We start from the raw sequence: 18,354 nt of genomic DNA, 5'->3' as shown, positions 1-18,354 counted from the left end.
AGTTAACGACCGTCGATCGATCCCGAACCCGCAGGTGCTCCCGGACTGCACAGGGGGTGTGCGCACCCCCGTGTTGAACGCGGGCCGCGCCCGGCGTCCCTTCGGGCGTCGTGATCGACGTCGTTCCCACCACGCCCCTCATGACCGCTGAGGACTCGTCTCGGAACGTCCGTCACGAACGCGGCCCCGACCGGCTACGTCGTCGGCCAGTGCCACCCCGTTGTCAGTCGCCTTACGAGCTCGTTGCGGCCCCCCCCTTTTGCCCCTCGTCCTCGGTCGGTCTTCGAAGCGACATACCTTCCCCGCGACCGGGGCCGAAGAGGCCCGATCGCCCGACCGGTTACGGATCCTCTTTCTCCTCCTTCCTCTTGGGGGTTATATCCTCATGCCTACACGTTTCGTACTGCCGAAGCGTTCGATCCTTTGTTTCGTCCAGGCCGGCGCATTCGGCCTCGCCTTCATCGCGATGGGCTCGCCGATCGAAGCCGCCTCGCCAAGATCCAAGCCGAAGGGGCGTCGGGTCACCCAAACCCGCCCGGCCCCAGCGAACCCCAGCAACGACCGCTCGACTCCCGCGACGTCGACCGACGCCACCGACCTGCCCACAATCGACGTCCTCACCGGGATCCGTAACGGCCAACTCTCGGTCTCCGGCGAGGGGACCGGAGACGGTCGAATGACCCTCTCAGTGACCAACCACGCCAGGACCAGGCTCCGCGTCGTCCTGCCCCCGGGCCTGATCGCCTCCGGTGCCACGGGCCAGTTCGGCGGAGGGATGGGAGGCATGGGCGGCGGCATGGGCGGTGGCATGGGCGGTGGCATGGGCGGCGGCATGGGCGGCGGCATGGGCGGCATGGGCGGCGGCATGGGCGGCGGCATGGGCGGCGGCATGGGCGGCGGCATGCGCGGCGGGATGTCGGGCGGAGGGACCATGCCTTCGTCCATGGGGATGATGATGCTCGGCCGGCTCATCATGCAGCTCGTCGGCGACCGCGACAGTTGGGATCAGCGGTCGCTCATGATGGGGATGATGGGCGGGATGGGTGGTGGCATGGGAGGCATGGGCGGGATGGGTGGAATGGGCGGCATGGGCGGAGGAGGCTTCCGGTCGGTGCCCCCGACGGGTCCCCGCGAGGCGACGCTCGAGCCGAGCCAGGTCCGGCGGCTCCCGACCCCGGTCGTCAGCCTGAATGGGCCGGACGCGAACGCCCGACCGCTGTTCCCGGCGAAGGGGGAAGCCTTGCAGATCAGCGGGGTCGACCAATGGACCGACGACTCGAGGACAAAGTCGGCCCTCAAGACGCTGGCGGAGGCGAAGGCCCCGGAGACGATCTCGCAGATGGTCCTCTGGTACGTCACGTCGGGGGCCAGTTGGGACGACGTCGGGAGGCTCTCGCAAGGCTGGGGGAACGCCCATGAGCTCGCGCTGGCGCGTCGGTTCGTCGCGCGGCTCGAGGCATCGAATGAGGACGACAAGGCCTCCGACCCGGGGCCGCTCTATTGGGAGATCCAGCGAGACGGCGACGGCCTCGAAGACCTCGAAAGCGACCTCCGCTCGCTCTGGGGCAAGTACCCGGTGCTCGGCCTGACGGCCAAAGAGGGGATCCCCGACCAACCCGACGGCCCGGCGCTCGCCTGCCGGTTGGTGATCTCTGAAGCCGCCGTCACCCTCAAGCTCGCCGCGAGCCATCCGTCCGGCTCCGACTGGGTGTCGCTCGGCACCCTCCCGATCAAGCGATCCGCCCCCTCCCCCGAGCCGAAGGCCCAGGGCGCCGCCGCGACGACGCCCGACGAGCCGAAGCGCGACCTGGCGGCGGCCCAACTGGGTAACCTCGTGGCCGAGGGGATCCTGACTCGCCTCGTCCGCGTGCAGCTCGCGAAGGGTCCGAAGGTGAAGGGGAAGGACACGTATCGGATCAAGGTCGTCAACGAGTCGCCGATGATCCTCAACGGCCTCGCCCTGGGCGGAACGAAGCCGGCCGAGCCCGACCAGGCCCCCTCGGTCCTCTCCGGCTTCTGCCTCCCCCCCGCAAAGAGCCTGACCGTCCCCGCCTCCCCCGAGCTGGTGGCCCGCCTGCACCTGAAAGACGGCGTCCGCGCCCTCGCGGCGGACCTGAGCGGCCTCTGAGCCGACCCTGAATCCCGGATGGGAAAAATCCAATCTCTCCACAGATGACGCGGATGGACGCAGATTTTTAAATACCGTTTTTTAAATCTGCGTCCATCCGCGTCATCTGTGGAGAGATCCTCCTCCTTCCTTCATCCGTGTTCAATCCGTGGCTAAGAACCCGTTTCCAACCGGATCGGCATCTGTCGGATCCGGAGTCCGGTCGCGGCGTGGACGGCGTTGGCGATGGCCGGGGCGACGGCGATCACCGGCGTCTCCCCCGCGCCCGCGGAGGGGAGGTCCGGGCGGTCGAGGAGGTGGATGTCCAGCTCGGGCACGTCCGCGAGCCGGGGGACCCGGTAGCGGGCGAAGGCGGCGTTGAGCATCTTGCCGCCTTCGAACCGCATTTCTTCGTGGAGCGCGGGCCCGAGCGCCATGATCAGTCCCCCCTTCACCTGCGACATGAGATTCGCCGGGTTGAGGATCTTGCCGCACTCGTAGGCCTGGCAGACGTGATTCACCCGGATCGAACCGCGTTTCCGGTCGACGGCCACCTCGACGCAGGCCGCCACGAACGAACCCTTATCGGTGCTGCACGCGAGCCCGAGGCCGACGTCGGGCGTCTTCACCTTCGACCGTGAAGGCCAGTCGAACCGGGCCGCGGCGGCCTCGAGGACGTCGCGCAGCCGCCCTTTCTCCAGGTGGGCGAGCCGAAACTCGAGCGGGTCCCGGCCCGCGGCGGCGGCCAGCTCGTCCATGAAGCACTCGCGCCCGAACGTGTTCGCCGTCGCCGCCAAGGCCCGATACGACCCGTGCCTCAGCGGCGGCTCGGACGCGATAAACCGGCCTTCGCTGCGTTCGACCTTGTATGGGGACTGGATCTCCTGGGCCCCCGAGTTGATGTTGAGATAGTGCCAGGACGTCAAGCGGCCCGACGCGTCGAGGCTCGCCTCGGCTTCGATCAGGGCCGCCGGGCGGAACTGGGCCCAGGTGAACTCCTCGGCGCGGGTCCATTGCAACCGCACCGGCCGGCCCGCCGCCTTCGCCAAACGCGCCGCCTCGACCGCGCACTCGCCGGGGTGCTTCCCCCCGAACCCGCCGCCGAAGTCCGGGATGATGACGCGGACGCGATCCTCCGGCAGGCCGAACGCCCTCGAGAGCTCACCCCGGACGCCGAACGGGTTCTGGCTCGCGGTCCAGACGGTCAAAGATCCCCCCTCCCACTCGGCGACGGCCGCGCGAGGCTCCATCGGGGCGTGCTGGACGTACGCCACGTGGTACGTCTGACGCAACGACCGGTCGGCCTTCGCGACATCTTCGGCGAACGGGTTCTTCGGCACTCCTCCACGGGCATGCTCGCGCAAGTATCCGAAGAGCTCGCCGCTCGACGGGTGGGGCGAGGCCTCCCACTGGGCGGAGTCTTCGACCGTATCGATCGCCTCCTGCGCACGGCTCGAGGACGGCGCCACGACGCCGACGAAGTCGTTGTCCCGGACGACCACGACCCCTTCGAGCGCCCTGGCGGGCCCCAGGTCGACCTCGACCAGCCTTGCGCCGTAGGAAGGAGGTCGGAGAACCTTGCCGTAGAGCATCCCCGGCCGGACGATGTCCGACGGATATTGATGCGATCCGGTCACGATATCTCGCCCGTTGGGCCGGGGGACGGAGCTCCCGAGCACCGCCCAGGCCTCCACGGCCTTGAGCCGCACATTGCCGACGGCCGACGCCGCGAACCCCTTGGCCGCCTCGGCGTCGTTCGCCAGGTCCGCATACGTCATGCTGTGCTTCGAGGACGGGTCGGTCGCCTTGCCGTCGCGGACCTCGACGGGCCCGGCATCGGCGCCCCAACGCCGGGAGGCCAGCGCGACGAGGAGCTCGCGAGCCGAGGCGCAACCCTGGCGGATGGCCGGGACGGTCGACGGAGTCGAGCGGCTGCCGAACGTCCCGCCGTCGTCGGGGACGAGCCGCGTGTCGGCCATGACGAGTCGGACCTGCGCGACCCCGACGCCGAGCTCCTCCGCCGCGGCCTGGGTCAGCTCGGCGCGGGCCCCCTGGCCGCACTCGACCTTGCCGGTCATCACGGTGATCACGCCGTCCTTCCCGACGTGGAGCCTGGCCGCGAGGTTCGAGGGCCCTCGCCCCATCCCGCCACCTCCGCCCCCGCCCCCGCCCCCTCGACGACGCCCCCCCGGCGGCACCTGCCCCGACGCCGAATCCGCGGCGACGGCGATCAGCAACCCCGCCCCGAGGATTTGGAGGAAGTCGCGCCGGGTCACCTCGATGGGGTCGAAGTGGAAGGCGACCCGGTCGTACTCCTCGTCGTATTCGAGGTCAACTCCCTCGACGCCGTGCAGGTAGGCCGTCAGCAGCTCGTCCTGGGTCGGCATGGTGTCACCTCCCCCCCTGCCCGGCCGCGCGCCGGACCGCCTGGAGGATCTTGGGATAGCTGCAACACCGGCAAATATTCCGATTCATCCCCGCGACGATCTCGGCGTCCGTCGGCCTGGGTTTCTCCTCGAGCAGCGCGACGGCCGCCAGGATCATCCCGGCCGTGCAATACCCGCACTGGAAGGCCCCCTCTTCGAGAAAAGCCTCCTGGACCGGATGAAGGCCATCCCCCGTGGCCAGCCCCTCGATCGTCGTGACCGTCCGCCCGTCGGCCCGGGAGGCCGGCGTCCGGCACGAGAAGACGCGCCTCCCATCCAGCAAGACCGAGCACGCCCCGCACTGTCCCTCGCCGCACCCATACTTCGTGCCCGTCAACTGGAGATCTTCGCGCAGGACCTCCAGCAACGGCCGATCCGGATCCGTGGTCACCGGCCGCTTCCGCCCATTCACGGTGATGCTCATCGTCGCGACGGTATTCATGGGGCGTCCTCCGCAATCCCCTCGAACCGAGTCTCCCCCATTGTGTAAGCGACAGATGACCCACGTCACGGCCCGAAATCGTTCCGCACGCGGCTCGATCTCTTTTCCAGACCCCGGACTGAACCGTGTCGAAATCATCGCTAACCGCATTAAAATGTTTTACGGTTTTTCAACTACAAGGAATGCCAGGAAACCTCCTGGCCAACCTCGACCGCGATTCACCCGTAACCGACGGGACGACAATTTCCCAAGCCGGGTTCCTCTCATGACGTACCGTGGCCATCGAGGCCCGATCGCGAGGATCACCCGCTGAGTCGCCAGTGGATGGAAAGCCACGGGCTCGGAGTGCCGAAGAACATGCGATCGATCCAGTTCAGCGGTTCATAGAAGGTCGCTATCGCATAATGGTATCCAAGGTCTCTGGATTCCGCGGCATCTGCCATTGGGACGAAGAGAAAACCGGGAAGACCGTACTTTTGGGCTTCGTCCATCCCTCTCCTCGAAAGGCGATAATAGCTCCCTACGTAGGCCATCATGAGCGCGGATAGCGCCTCGACGACGATCAGTACCCTCACCCGGAATTGAAACCGAGGCAGTCGGGAAATTGGCGTTCGAAGCGCGAGATCCCGTGCCATGCTTATCGATCCTCGTGACAAAGAGTTCGAATGGAGCGACTCAAGGCGTGTGATAGGGCGAGTCGCGAAGCGAGACGGCTCGGCCGGTGTCGGCGGCCTGTTGAGACTTGATCGCGATCTCGGTGATCCGGCAGCCTTCGGCCAGGGTCAGAGGAGGCGGCCCATCTCCGCGGAGGGAGCGGGCGAATTGCGTAAAGAGGTCCGTCTGAGGGATGAGAGGGAGTGAGCGGGGAGGCTCGTCGGTCGTGGTGAGGGTGACCTTGTGCTCGATCAAGGTCGTCTCGACGACGCCGCGCGAGCCGGCGATCCGCACGCGTTCGTCGGCGTGCGAGGGGGCGGCCTCGGGGCGGAGGTAGTCGAGCGTCAGCGACGCCACTCCGCCGTTTCGCATGGTCAGGACGAACGCCGCCTGGCTGCCGCAGGCCGGGAAGTCGGGCCGGGCGGTCGTCCCTTCTCGGCCGACGACCTCGGTGAAGACGTCGCCGAGGATCCAGTGGAGCCAGTCGAAGGCGTGGATGCCGACCCAGGGGGCCAGCCCGGGGAAGGTCCGGCGGTCTCGGTAGGCGTCGGGGCGGGACTTGCCCCACTTGTAGGTCTTCTGGCTGAAGCTCAACGAGGGCTCGCCGAGGGCGCCGGAGCGGACGGCCTCGCGGACGGCTGCCAGTTCCGGGACGCCCCGCATGGTGTGCATCGGGAGGAGCGTCGTCTTCGTCTTCTGGGCGGCGAGGTAGAGCCCTTCGAGCGTGGGGAGGTCCATCGCGAGCGGCTTCTCGGCCACGACGGGGATCCCGCGTTCCAGGCAGACGCGGGACCAGGTCGGGATCCGGTCGCAGCGGGCGCTGACCTGGACGACGTCGAGCTTTTCGGCGTCGAGCATCGCTTTGGGGTCGTCGTAACGTCGGGTGTCCACCGTCAGGCCGGGGGCGTGGTCGAAGGCGCCGGTGGTCTCCTCCGGGCCGGCCGCCGCGACCGCCACGAGGGTGAGGCCCGGGACATGCTCCAACGCCGGGGCGTAGGTGTGCCAGTGTCCCGTCGAGCCGATCAGTCCGAGTCGCATGGTAGGTCACCTGCCCGGAGTCTCGCGAAACCCGCCCCCGTTGAGGAGTCGTCCTCGAACACGATCAGCGCGTGTCCTCGGTCTCGCACGCGGCACAAGCCTCGTCCTTCGCGGACGCCACCACATTCGCCCCCGATCCGCCCGCCGACGTGCTGACGGCCCCGGTCCTGGGAGGGGTCTTGTCCTCGGAGCCTGGGTTCGACTTCGCGTCCTCGGCGGCCTTCTTGGGAGGGAGGTTGGGCACCAGGCTCGGGTCGTAGGTCGCGCCGGCCGCCACCTGGACCATGGTGATCCGCATCTTGGTCGGGAAGAACTTCTCGGAGTCCGGTCGTCTGTGCGCGTGGCCTCGGCCGCCGCTATTGTCCTTGATCACCAGGTCCATCTGCTTGATGCCTTCGGTCCAGATGATCGAGTCGTTCTCCCAGAACTCTTTCATGGAGACGTCTTTTTCGTAAACGCCTTCCTCGCGATAGAGCTGGGTCCCCGTGCAGCCGTAGCCGTTGCCCTTCCCTTTGTTCGGGATGTAGCAGAGGGTCCACGTCGTGGGCTCGCCCCCCTTGGGCTTCTCGATCACCTCGGCGCGGATGTGGACGGTGCCGTTGCGAAAGTCGACCGGATTGGTCCAGTCCTTGGGACGGTCCGGGTTGATCGCCTTGCCTTTGACGTAATAGTGCGACTTGCTCGGCTTGGACGTGTTCGCGTCTTCCTTGGTGAACGTGAAGGTGACGTCGAACAGGACGAACTGTTTCGCGGGGACCTCTTCGGGCGACGGGGCCATGCCCGAGATCCCCGCCAACAGCGAGAGGATACCAACTCCGAACGCTCGAGAAGACCTGGCCGGCATCATAGGTTCATGACTCCCGAAGTCGCCCGCAAGCGACGGTGCGATCAGGCCACGAGGCCCGCGCCCGTCGTCGATCGCCGATTATGCCCGGCCGGTCTCGACGCAACAACGATGAGGTCCGTCAACGCGCGAGTCAGGAGTGCACCACACACCGGGGATGCGAGGGGACAGGGCGGCGCTCCGCGGTCGGCAGTGCCTTGAGCACGCGGGGCAGGAGTGCCCCACCTACCCGGGGGGAGGCAAGGGCAAACCATCGGTAAGTGGGGCACTCCTGCCCCGCCAGAATTTATCGATCAAACCACACGAGCACAAGAGACCAAATAAACACCAACAACGATCAGACACGCCTCAGACTTCGGCCGTATGCTCGGAAGCAACGGACATTCCACCCTGCTCGAGGGCTTGCCAGAAGCGTCGGAGTTGCGGGAGGACTTCCGGCTTGAGGCTGCGACGTCCGTAGGCGATCGCGACGAAATAGGTCGCCAGTCGGCTCGAGTCCGCGGCCAGGCCGGGGCGCGACGCACCGACTCGGCGGACGAACTCGGTCGGTGTCTCGTTGGGCGATCGGCCAAAGCCCTGCTCGTAGCCCCAGGCTTCGAGGGCCTCGAAGCTGTAGAGGACCAAATCGTCGGGCGTGAACTGGCGGTCGAGCCCCACATCGAACGGGTTCGCGAACGAGGCGAACGGCCGGGGGGGCACCTCCGGTTCATTGGAATCCTCGGCGTCGTCCTTCGGCCTCGGTGTCCTCGGCCCGCCGAACCAGAGGCCCTGGAACAGCGCGGCGAGCATCGCCCAGAGCCCTCTGAGCATCTCCGGGCCGTACCGGAAGGCGCCGAAGAGCAAGAAGAGGACCCCGACGACCATCACCGGGATCCGCACCCAACTCGGGAGCGACAGCGACGGCGGCCGGAACGAACGACTCGAACCCTGATCCTGTTGGTCCGAGGATTGGTCCTTCGAGTCCGACTTCCCCTTCTCATCCCCCTGCTCCTTGTCACGCTCGCCATCCTTCCCGGCGTCGCCCTGGTCCGGATTCTTCTGTTGGTCGCCCGACTGATCCTCGGCCTTCCCCTGATCGCCGGACGGATCCTGATTCTTCCCCTGATCGCCCGATTGGTCCTGGCCCTTGCCTTGCTTGCCCGACGCCCCCCCCTTCCCCGACGACGTTTTGCCGCGTGGGGCTCCGGATTTGGCACGTCCCGGGCCGCTCTTCCCGCCCCCCTTGCCCTTTCCGTTGGTCTGTTGGGCGGCGTTGGGGTCGTTGGTCTTCCCCGCGCCCTCGGGCTCGCCCGACTCCTTCTGCGGGCTGTCGGACTTCGAAGCGGCCTCCCCCTCGCTCGCCGCCCCCTTGCCCTGGACGCCACTATCCTTGAGCATCGCCCAACCCGAGGCGCGGAGGTTGCTCGACTTGATCGACGCGGCGGCGCCCGTCCGGAACCCCGAGAGCGAAGGGAGCAGGACCGCCGCGGCGACGGTCAACCCGATGATCATAAACCCACCCGTCGACAGCCAGGCGGCCGTCATCGCGCCAGGCATCGGGACCTTGCGGCTCCGGAGGTACCGGCGCAGGTTCAGGAAGCTCGTCGCGAGCAGCAGGCCCATGGCACTGGCGAGGTACGCGAGGAAGTAGGCGACGAGCCAGATGCGACGTTCCTTCTCGACCTCCGGGACGAGCCACTGGCCGAGGCTAAACGCCGGGATCGCGGCGAGCGAGAAGTAGACCAGCCAGAGGCAAGGCGGGTGCGGCTGGCGCGCGTCCTTGGGGTCGCTCCCCCCGAGCTTCCACCAGGGGCGTTGGGGCAACAGCGACGATTCCATCTCCCCCGGGTCGTGGTGCTCGACCGCCTCGGGCGCGAGTGCGGGATCGAGGCCGCTCTCCTGGAGCAGTCCGACGCCCGTGTCCTGGTTCTCATCGGTCAACGTGCAGTCATACGTCAGCTTGTGGGTTGCCCACCAGACGAGGCCCATCACCGCCAGCAAGAACGGTTGGAACCCCGCGAAGACCGTGGCGACCAGGGCCACCGCGCCCCCGAGCGCCACCCCATACCCCTTCGCAAGCTCTCCGCCGATCTGCATCCCGACCCGCGTGATCATCACGATCCCGAGGACGAACCAGAACAGGATCCAGCGGAGCCGATCCAGGAACGGGCCCTGATACCAGACATCGAGCAAGTAAAACATCATGCTGCCGACCATCACGATGATCAGCGCGGGCTCGATCGCCCCGACGAGGTAGTCGACCAGTGTCCCTCGCGAACTCTTGCGGGCCATCGCGGCAGCTCCGAAAAACCCTTCCGTCCCCGTCCGAATAAAAAAAATACATTTAATTAATTTATTGTTTTATCGAATTTCCATCTGCGTTATCCCGCGTCATCTGTCGAAAAATTCGCCTTCTCTGATCCGTGTTTCATCCGTGCCCCATGCGTGGCTGAAAATTCAACGACCCGGCATATCGCCCATGGTCACAACGGTGCCACGAACTGGAGCTCGCAGAAGCGATACAGATCCTCCTCATCCGACAGGGCGCGGACGGCCAAACCCTGGGCGATCAGCGGGCCGGCGCCGTCGATGCGTTCGATCTCGTCGAAGGCCAGGAGTACGACGCTGACGGCAAACCCCTGGCGTTTGAGCCTCCCGAGCGAGATCGCGGCCTCGGGCGTGACCTGGGCGAGGACGGCGACGACCGTCGCGTCTCGGGGCAATCGGTGCTCGGCCTCGACCAGGAGGCGGTCGAAGGTCAGGCCGTCGGAGAGCTCGACCCGGGCCATGACCTCGCGGATCTGGACGAAGGCCTCGGGCCCCCGGCCACTCGGGACGATGAGTGGGCGGAGCCGGTCGTCGTCCTCGCGCATGGCGGCCGTCCGGTGGATCGTCGCGCGATCGGCGCGAGCACCGCCCCCGGCCCGGGCGACCTCGTCGCGTCTCCGGGTGCGTTCCGCAGCGTCCCGGCCGTTGGTGATAAGCCCGACGGGCTGCCCCATCAGGTTGACCGCATTGGCCAACGAGACGGCGGCGGTGACGGCCAGCTCCGAGCGGCCGGGCTCGTTCCGGGCCGGGTAGGAGTCGCGGTGGAAGTCGAGCAGGATCGTCGCGCCCGCGATCGTCGAGGCGTCGTAGACCTTGCTGTGCAGGGTCCCGGTCCGCGCGGTGGCGGCCCAGTGGACTCGGTTGAGCGGGTCGCCGGGCTGGTAGGCGCGCACCCCGGCGATCCGCGTCGGGTCTTCGAAGAGCCGGTGCGTCAGGCGGATCTCGCCGATCGGACGCCGAGACGCCAGGTCGTACCCCGGCAATGGGATGACCTTCGGGTAGACCACGACATAGATCGGGTCCGTCAGGATCCGGAACCGCCGGTGGAGGCCGAACAGGTCCCCCGTCTCCAGCACCAGCGGACCCACCTGGTAATACCCCCGCATCGCGAAGTGCAGCTGATAGTTCAAGGTCTTGGTCGCGAGCGGGCCGAGCATCGCCACGGCCAAGCGACGCCCTTTCACCTCGATCCGAGGGGGCCTCGACGTGATCGCCCCGCGAGGGAGCATCTCCTCGACCAGGACCCAGGCCACCGGCAGCCGTCCCCGGTTGACCAGGGTCGCCACGAACGCGATCGTCTGGCCGACCTCGGCCTCGGTCCGGTTGCACTCGCGGGTCGCCTCGATGTTGGTGATCCAGGTTCGGGCGAGGAATCGGCTGACGAGCATCAGCCCCGCCAGCGCGAGCGTCGCGCAGGCGAGCATCCCGAGGTCGAACACGACCGCGACGACCAGGACCAGGACGACGACGAAAACGGCGCGCATCAGGCCACGACCCTCGCCCCGCTCGTCGGGACGACCGCGGAATCCAGGACTTCCTCGATGACCGACTTCGAAGTCGCCTTCCTCAGGCGGCTCTCGGGCTTGAGGATGATCCGGTGCCCCATGACCACAGGCGCCATGCGTTTGACCTCGTCGGGCGTGACGAAGTCCTGCCCCCGGATCGCCGCCACCGCCTGCGAGGCCCGATACAGGGCCAGCGAGGCCCTCGGGCTACCGCCGAGCAGGACGTCGGGGTGTTCTCGGGTACGACGGATTAACTCGACGATGTATCGACAAACCTTCTCATCGACGCGAGTGGCCCGCACCGCCTGCTGGCACTGGAGGACTTCCTCGGCCGAGACCACGGCCTGGAGGTCGTCGATCGGGTGCTTGAGCTGGAGCCGCCCCAACATCGCCGCCTCTTCCTCGGCCGAGGGATATCCCAGGCTGAGCCGGATCAGGAACCGGTCGAGCTGCGCCTCGGGGAGCGGGAAGGTCCCTTCGTGGTCGACCGGGTTCTGCGTCGCGATCAGGAGGAACGGCGGCGAGAGGTCGTACGTGATCCCGTCGACCGAGACCTTGCGCTCGGCCATCGCCTCGAGCAGCGACGACTGCGTCCTCGGCGTCGCGCGGTTGATCTCGTCGGCCAAGACCGTCTGCGCGAAGATCGGGCCCTGGCGGAACTCGAACTGCGACGTCTTCTGATTGAAGATCGAGGCCCCCGTCACGTCCGTCGGCAGCAAGTCGGGCGTGCATTGCACCCGCTTGAACGTCGCCCCGACGCTCCGGGCCAAGGCCCTCGCCAGCATCGTCTTCGCCACACCCGGCACGTCTTCGAGCAGGATGTGCCCCTCGGCGAAGTAGGCCACGAGCGCCAGCACCACCTCCTGCCGCTTGCCCACGATGACCTTCTCGATGTTCGCGACGATCCGCTTGCTGATTGCCGTAACTTCCGCCATGCCTCTCCCCTCGATCACGCCAACGGCCGGCGACCTACTCACCGCGCAAACGAGCACGGACCGTTCAATTCTCCCACTATCGAGCCCCTCGCGGTCGAACGCAAGGCCGAAGTCCGACAACTGTCAGGAAATCCAGGATCGACGTCCGGGTCAACCGGCTCGCCTCGGCGCAGGCGTCACCCCCGATCCGAGTTTGCGAGCTTCATCAAGTTTGCCGGTTGATCCGACGATACCGATAAGGCCGCCTCGGTATTGCTGCGCGCATGTGACGTGGCGCGGGGCGGGCGGCACAGGTTGACGGGTCCGATCGAATTGATGGACGACCGCAGACGGGGAAATCGGCTCTGGCGATGGTCGGCTCGACAGGGGCTCCTTTGGCTCGCCGCCTGGGTCGTCGGGACCGGCTGCGCGGGGCCGAAGGCCGTCCAGTACACCCGGATGCGCTACAACGAGGTGATCCGGGCCACGAACGACGAGCAGATGCTGACCAACATCGTCCGACTCCGGTACGCCGATTCCCCCATCTTCGTCGACCTGCCCAACATCACCAGCCAGTTCGAGGTCGCCGGCCGGGGGAACTACACCGGGGGCTTCGGCAACCAGTTCGCAGGCAAGGCGAGCCTCGGGTTCGGCGAGCTCGCCCTGCGCGACACGCCGACCCTGAGCTATCGTCCGAGGGCGGGCCAGGACATCGCCAAGTCGATGCTGACGCCCCTGTCCTCCGACCTGTTCAGCGTGGTCAACGCCGGGGCCGACATCGAGCAGCTCCTCCTGTTGACCATCAACGACCTCAACGACGTGCCGAACGCCCCGAGAGCCACCTACCTGACCCCCAAAGTCCCCGACGACAACACGCTCTTCGTCCGCGGGATCCAGTTGATGCGGTCGCTCCGGGAGCGGGACGCCACCGAGCTTGCCTTCGAGACCAGCGAAGACTCCGACAGCATCTCCGACCCCGTGCCGGGCGCCCTCGTCGAGGGCCACGACTTGCTCGACGCCGCCAAGGACGGCTACGTCTACCGGACCCGAGGCGAGAACCAGGTGACACTGGTCAAGCGATCCCGAGACCTCGTCCTCCGGATCCGCCCCGACTACGTCCGATCCCCCGAGATGGCCGAGCTCGCGCAAATCTTCCGGCTGACGCCCGGGCTGAGCAAGTACAAGATCAAGTCGGAGCTGGCCATCGGGGAGAACCAGGACTTCCCGGCCCCGCTCGGCAGCGACACCATCCAGTTGAGCATGCGATCGGTCCTCCAGATCATGACCTTCCTCTCCAAAGGCGTCTGCGTGCCCGAGGAGCACGTCCGACTCGGCGTCGCGCCGCTCACCCCAGGCCCCGAGGGCAGGCCTTTCGACTGGACCCGCGTGACCGCCGGCAACTTCTTCGTCCGATCGCAAAAGCACCGGCCGAAAGACGCGGAGGTGGCCGTCCGATACCGCGGATACTGGTTCTCCATCGCCCCCGACGACGTCAACTCTCGGGCCGTCCTGGCCATCCTCGAGATCCTCTTCGCCCTCCAGGAGTCGGACAGCAAGACCGTCGGCCCGCTCCTCACCCTCCCGCTCGGGGGATGACCTGGTCCGCCTTGGAAGAGTTTGATTCTCGGTCCAAGTCTCCGGCCGTCGGCCGAGCACATGTCAAAGCGAGGCGTCTCCTTCGACATCGGGCCGCCATACTCCCAGCCGCAAGGCAGCCGGCCGAGGTCATCTCTCCTCCAATGCCTGCGCGTGGTGTGCAAACCACGCGGGCCAGGGGCCGGTCGACGCCGATCTCGCAGGAGGATCTCCCAATTCTTTCGATTTTCTCGTACGACTCCTGCAATATCGGGGCCGCGGGCCGCGACTAATCGATTCGCCAGGCATCAACGCTGCCACGCGACAAGGTCGTGCGAGACCATCTCATGAATCAATTGATTTTCTTTTATGTTATCAACTGCGGCCTGTTGTTCACCGTTCTGGGAATATCAAGGCTGTGCTCCGCGTTTCGCGCCAAGAGCGGGCCTGGCCTGGTGGGAGAGCCGGCCTCGGAATCAGCCGCAGTTGTGGGAGCCAGGAAGCCCAGATCCCTTTGGAAGGGACGAATCCGCGGACTCGCCTGGCTCTTCCTGGGGATCGTCCTCCTCTGGACTTCTCCCGACCCCGACTCATGGGGCCTGGCGACCGTTGGCCTGCTGGCCTATGTCATGCGCCTCCGCCTCGGCAAGCCGCCGCGCGTGGTCTCCCACCAAGGAGGACAGGAGAGTCGACTCGCCGAGATCGTCACGCAACAGGTCGAGCGAGCGTTCGGACCGAACGGTCAGGTCGGCCTCGTCGTCGGCGCCGTTGCCAAAGGCGAAGAAACCTTGATGGGGTATGGAACTCGAGAGTTCGGGGGTTGGCAACCTCCCGACGGGGACACCGTCTTCGAAATCGGCTCCATCACCAAGGTCTTCACGGGGATCCTCCTGGCTCAAGAGGTCGAGAGGGGAGAGTTGGGGCTCGACGACCGCGTCTCGGATCGGCTACCGGAAGGATGGTCGCTGTCGGAGTCGGCGCGAGGGATCACGCTGCGGCATTGCACCACCCATACGTCGGGTTTCCCACGACTCCCCGCGAACCTACTCGGTGTTTCGAGCGTGCTTCGCCTGGTCTTCGCCGGCCGAGACCCGTATCGCGACTACAGCGAAGGGTCCTTTAGCGACGCGCTCGCCTCGGTCGAACTGCGATCCGAGCCGGGGACCAGGTACCGCTACTCCAACTTCGGAGTCGGACTCCTGGGGTTCGTGCTCGCCAAGAGGCATGGGTCGGATTACGAGACGCTCGTCACGAGCCGGATCTGCCAGCCCCTCGGAATGCTTAAAACGGTGATCACGGCAGACGATTGGCATCGAGAACATACGCCCGCAGAATATCGGATCTCTGTCAACCTGGGCCCGATGCGTCTCGCGGCAGAGAGCGAGGAGTGGCGACTCCCGAATCATCTCGCGGGCGCCGGGGCCATTCGCTCGACAGGCCATGACATGATGACGTTCCTCAAAGCCAACATGGGGCTCATTCCGACCCCGCTCGACTCGGGGATCCGGCGATCTCACCAGGCGCTCTTCCAAGAGAATGCCAGCTTTTCGATAGGAATGAACTGGATTCGATCGTTCGAGAGCAGCCTCTCGCAGACGATCCTCTGGCACAACGGCGGGACGGGTGGATTCCGGACGTACCTCGGATTCACCGAGGACTATCAATACGGGGTTTTCGCGTTGTCGAACACGGCCAACTCCGTCGACTCCTTGGCGGTCGATATCCTGAAGTCTCTCGCCCGCGAGTACAGTCCCGGCCTCCCCACGTCGCCTGCGAAACCGGATTGAACGCAGACCAGAGAAGGCAGATTTATCAACGGATAACGCAGATCGCCACAGATGAAACAAAACCATAAAATCAACTAACTAATCATTTAATTTAATTTTCCATGGCTCATCCGTGTTCAGCCCGTGGCTAATAACCTCTTCCAACCAAGGGCTGGCCCCGGGACGATCAGGAGCGATTCCGCCGGGGAGGGTTGCCGGCGCGGGCGGGGGAGAGAGGTGGGGAGGCGGGGGAGGCGTCGGGTTCGTCGTAGAGGCGGAGGAAGCGGTAGTAGACTTCTAATGTCAGGGTCGCGAGGGCCGTGCAGTAGATCCGGCCGCCGCGGGCGCCGTAGTCGCTGTCGTCGGGGTCCCAACTGCCGGCGCGGTGGCCGTCGAGGTGTTGGCGGCGGACGACCTGGTCGCGGACCTGGGCATTCCAGCGGGTCCAATCCTTGCCGCCGTGCTGGTACATGGCGAGGGTGCCGTAATACCAGTAGTACAGGTTGTAGGCGTCGCGGCCGGGGCGGTTGGGGGCGTTGGCGAGGAGCTCGCCGGCAGACTCGTCGCTGGTGGCGCCGGGGCCGCCGACGCCGAGGAACTGGCGGCAGACCCAGGCTTCGGCGGTCATCGTCGGGGTCGGCGGCTGGCCGGGCTGGTAGCTCGCCAGGCCGCGATCGGTGCCGCTCGCGACCCGGCCGAGCCAGGTGAGCGTCCCGTTCTGGACCGTGCCGGGGATCGGGATGCCCACGACCTTCGCCGACTTGAGCGCCATGACCACCCAACCGAGGATGCTGGTGTCTCCCCGGTCGGCCCCGGGCTGATAACGCCAGGCAAGGCCGTCGCGGGCCCTGGAGCGGACGAGGAAGTCGATCGCACGGCCGACGGGCTCGCGGAGTTGGGCGTCGCCCGTCAGCGCGTAGGCCTCGCAGAGTGCCAGCGAGGCCATCGCGTGGCAGTACATTCCGACGGCCTTGCTGTCGCCCCGGAGGTCGCCGTTGTCCTTCTGGGCCTTGCGGAGGAAGTCCAGGCCCTTGCCGACGGTCTCGGTGTACTTGCCGTCGGTGTGGGTGTAGCCCGAGCCGAGGAACGCGAGGAGCGAGAGGCCGGTCAGGGCGGTGTCGGCCTCCCAGTAGAAGCATTCGCCCGTGCAGGGCTCTCCAAGGGGGCAATGGACGGTGAAGTCGTCGTCCCCCTTGACCGGGGTGCCGTCGGGGAAGCGGGCGACGCCCGCGTCCCAACGTCCGTCGTTGTCCTGGTGGCGCGCGAGCCAGTCGAGGGCCCGCTCGACGGCCTGCTCGCTCGCCGCGCTCGCGCCGGCCCGCTGGGCCAGGGAAGAGCGGTTGGGATCGAGGCGGGAGCGGTAGACCTCGGGGACGTCGGTCAACGGCCGGCCGCCGGTCGCGCCCCGGACCTCGGGTAGCGCCGGGAGCCCGTCCGGCATGGTCCTCGACAGGGCCAAGGACTCCAGGGCCTTCGAGCGATCCAGGGTGCGAGCGTCCGGCTTCGTGTCGGCCCGGTTCGGACGGGTGCGCCGGCGTACGTCGATCGCGGGCATCTCGGGCGCGGCCGGTGCGTCGTCGCGACGCTTGACGATGGGGGCCGAGACCCCGGAGGCGTTCGGGTCCCCGGCGACAGAGTCGGGAGGCCCGCCCTCCCCCGGCCTTCGCATCGAAGACTCGTCCGCATCAGCATCGGCGAGATTGGGCCGTTCAAGGGGAGGGCCGAGGGCGACCTGAGGAGGGCCTTCGGAATCGGCGACCGAGGCGGGGATTGGTGGCACGAAGGTCGGGAGGTCGTCGCGCGAGGGGCGGGCACCCTCCTTGTCTTTGGCCTCCGCCGTGACGGCCGAGGAGCGTCGGCGGACCTGGACCGCGTCGAGCGGCGAGACCTCGACCTCCGGGGTGCTCGGGCGGGCGATCACCGCAGGCGCAATCTCCGAAGGGTCGGCGGGCGCAGCCTGATCGAGTGTTGGTGAAGGGTCTTGCGTCTCGGCTGGGGGCGACTCGACGGCGGGCGACAGCGGCGGGTTTAGCACGGGGGTCGCCGTCTCCGGAGGCAGTGGGGGCGGGGCCGAGGGTTGGGCTTCCTCGGGCTTCGGGCCTTCGGGCCTCGCCGGGTTGACCTTCGGCTCGGCCAGCGCGAGGTCTTCTTTCGCCTCGTCCCAATCGTCGACCCGATGCCCCGACTTGCCCGAGGCGACCGCCGACTTGGAGCGGTCGTCGCCGACCGCCCAGGGGGCCACTTTGATTTGCTTGATCCGGTCGCGGGACGCTTCGGGGTTGGCCCTCGGGGTGAAGGCCAGGAGGACCATCGGGATGGTGCTGCCGTACGCGACGAGGACGATGTGGGCGGCGACGGAGAGGACCAGGCACTTGCGCAAGGCCCGTCGCGACCCCCAGCTCGTCCAGGTCATGAGGGCGAGGATCAGGGCGATCAGGGCGAGCGTCGCCCACGCGCCGAGGTCGGCCCGGAGCAAGTGCAGGAACGATTCCAGGTTCAGGCCGGTCATCGCATCATGCCTCGCCGGGGTCCTCCGGACCGAAGCCTCCTGTCGGTGAGCTCCGCCACGCGGCCGTCCCGCCCTCGGACGCCTCGGCCTCCTCCCGGGGAGATCATCCCGGGGCCTCCGTCCGGGCACCCGCTTCGGAGAGGATGCGGGGCCCGTGACCAACTTTTATAAGAGAATCGGCCTCGGGTCGCCATCCATGCCACTGGATCCGTCCCGATTTCCGGCGAGGCCCATCTCCCAAGATCTCCCCAGGCACCCGGTCTCTTT

Annotated in this window: 12 protein-coding genes; 3 read left to right on the top strand and 9 right to left on the bottom strand. The window is 67.1% G+C overall.

The annotated features are described in order from the left end of the window. Positions 1–385: 385 nt before the first annotated feature. Positions 386–2,128, top strand: a complete 1,743-nt coding sequence (locus ACYOEI_RS13660) for a hypothetical protein (protein WP_462850055.1) — start codon at positions 386–388, stop codon at positions 2,126–2,128. Between the two features lie 152 nt (positions 2,129–2,280). On the opposite strand, the gene ACYOEI_RS13655 is transcribed toward ACYOEI_RS13660, so the two are convergent. The 8 genes from ACYOEI_RS13655 to ACYOEI_RS13620 form a co-directional block, all read right to left on the bottom strand. After that, the gene (locus tag ACYOEI_RS13655; RefSeq protein ID WP_462850054.1) at positions 2,281–4,494 is read right to left on the bottom strand and encodes a xanthine dehydrogenase family protein molybdopterin-binding subunit; all 2,214 of its coding nucleotides are present in this window, start codon (positions 4,492–4,494) and stop codon (positions 2,281–2,283) included. 4 nt (positions 4,495–4,498) lie between these two features. Further along, the gene (locus ACYOEI_RS13650) at positions 4,499–4,975 is read right to left on the bottom strand and encodes a (2Fe-2S)-binding protein (RefSeq protein WP_462850053.1); all 477 of its coding nucleotides are present in this window, start codon (positions 4,973–4,975) and stop codon (positions 4,499–4,501) included. 302 nt (positions 4,976–5,277) lie between these two features. Next, complete coding sequence (locus tag ACYOEI_RS13645) at positions 5,278–5,610, bottom strand: hypothetical protein (protein ID WP_462850052.1); 333 nt, start codon at positions 5,608–5,610, stop codon at positions 5,278–5,280. Between the two features lie 40 nt (positions 5,611–5,650). Then, complete coding sequence (locus ACYOEI_RS13640; RefSeq protein ID WP_462850051.1) at positions 5,651–6,667, bottom strand: Gfo/Idh/MocA family protein; 1,017 nt, start codon at positions 6,665–6,667, stop codon at positions 5,651–5,653. 64 nt (positions 6,668–6,731) lie between these two features. Then, positions 6,732–7,445: a hypothetical protein gene (locus ACYOEI_RS13635; RefSeq protein WP_462850050.1), complete on the bottom strand. Its 714-nt coding sequence runs from the start codon at positions 7,443–7,445 to the stop codon at positions 6,732–6,734. A 414-nt stretch (positions 7,446–7,859) separates the two neighbouring features. Next, on the bottom strand, positions 7,860–9,782 hold the full coding sequence (locus ACYOEI_RS13630) for a DUF4129 domain-containing protein (protein ID WP_462850049.1): 1,923 nt from the start codon (positions 9,780–9,782) through the stop codon (positions 7,860–7,862). A 191-nt stretch (positions 9,783–9,973) separates the two neighbouring features. Next, positions 9,974–11,302 carry a DUF58 domain-containing protein gene (locus ACYOEI_RS13625; RefSeq protein WP_462850048.1) on the bottom strand — a complete coding sequence of 443 codons (1,329 nt, stop codon included), beginning with the start codon at positions 11,300–11,302 and terminating at the stop codon, positions 9,974–9,976. Continuing rightward, positions 11,302–12,258 carry an AAA family ATPase gene (locus tag ACYOEI_RS13620; protein ID WP_462850047.1) on the bottom strand — a complete coding sequence of 319 codons (957 nt, stop codon included), beginning with the start codon at positions 12,256–12,258 and terminating at the stop codon, positions 11,302–11,304. Before ACYOEI_RS13620 ends, ACYOEI_RS13625 begins: the two co-directional genes overlap by 1 nt. A 315-nt stretch (positions 12,259–12,573) precedes the next feature. Between ACYOEI_RS13620 and ACYOEI_RS13615 the strand changes: the two genes are divergently transcribed. Together ACYOEI_RS13615 and ACYOEI_RS13610 are read left to right on the top strand one after the other, a co-directional pair. Further along, the gene (locus ACYOEI_RS13615; protein WP_462850046.1) at positions 12,574–13,833 is read left to right on the top strand and encodes a hypothetical protein; all 1,260 of its coding nucleotides are present in this window, start codon (positions 12,574–12,576) and stop codon (positions 13,831–13,833) included. Between the two features lie 326 nt (positions 13,834–14,159). After that, on the top strand, positions 14,160–15,599 hold the full coding sequence (locus ACYOEI_RS13610; protein ID WP_462850045.1) for a serine hydrolase domain-containing protein: 1,440 nt from the start codon (positions 14,160–14,162) through the stop codon (positions 15,597–15,599). Positions 15,600–15,765: 166 nt separating this feature from the next. On the opposite strand, the gene ACYOEI_RS13605 is transcribed toward ACYOEI_RS13610, so the two are convergent. Beyond that, complete coding sequence (locus ACYOEI_RS13605; RefSeq protein WP_462850044.1) at positions 15,766–18,087, bottom strand: prenyltransferase/squalene oxidase repeat-containing protein; 2,322 nt, start codon at positions 18,085–18,087, stop codon at positions 15,766–15,768. Positions 18,088–18,354: the final 267 nt, after the last annotated feature.

This window comes from Singulisphaera rosea (genome assembly GCF_054877945.1).
This window is presented reverse-complemented; position numbering and strand designations above follow the sequence as displayed.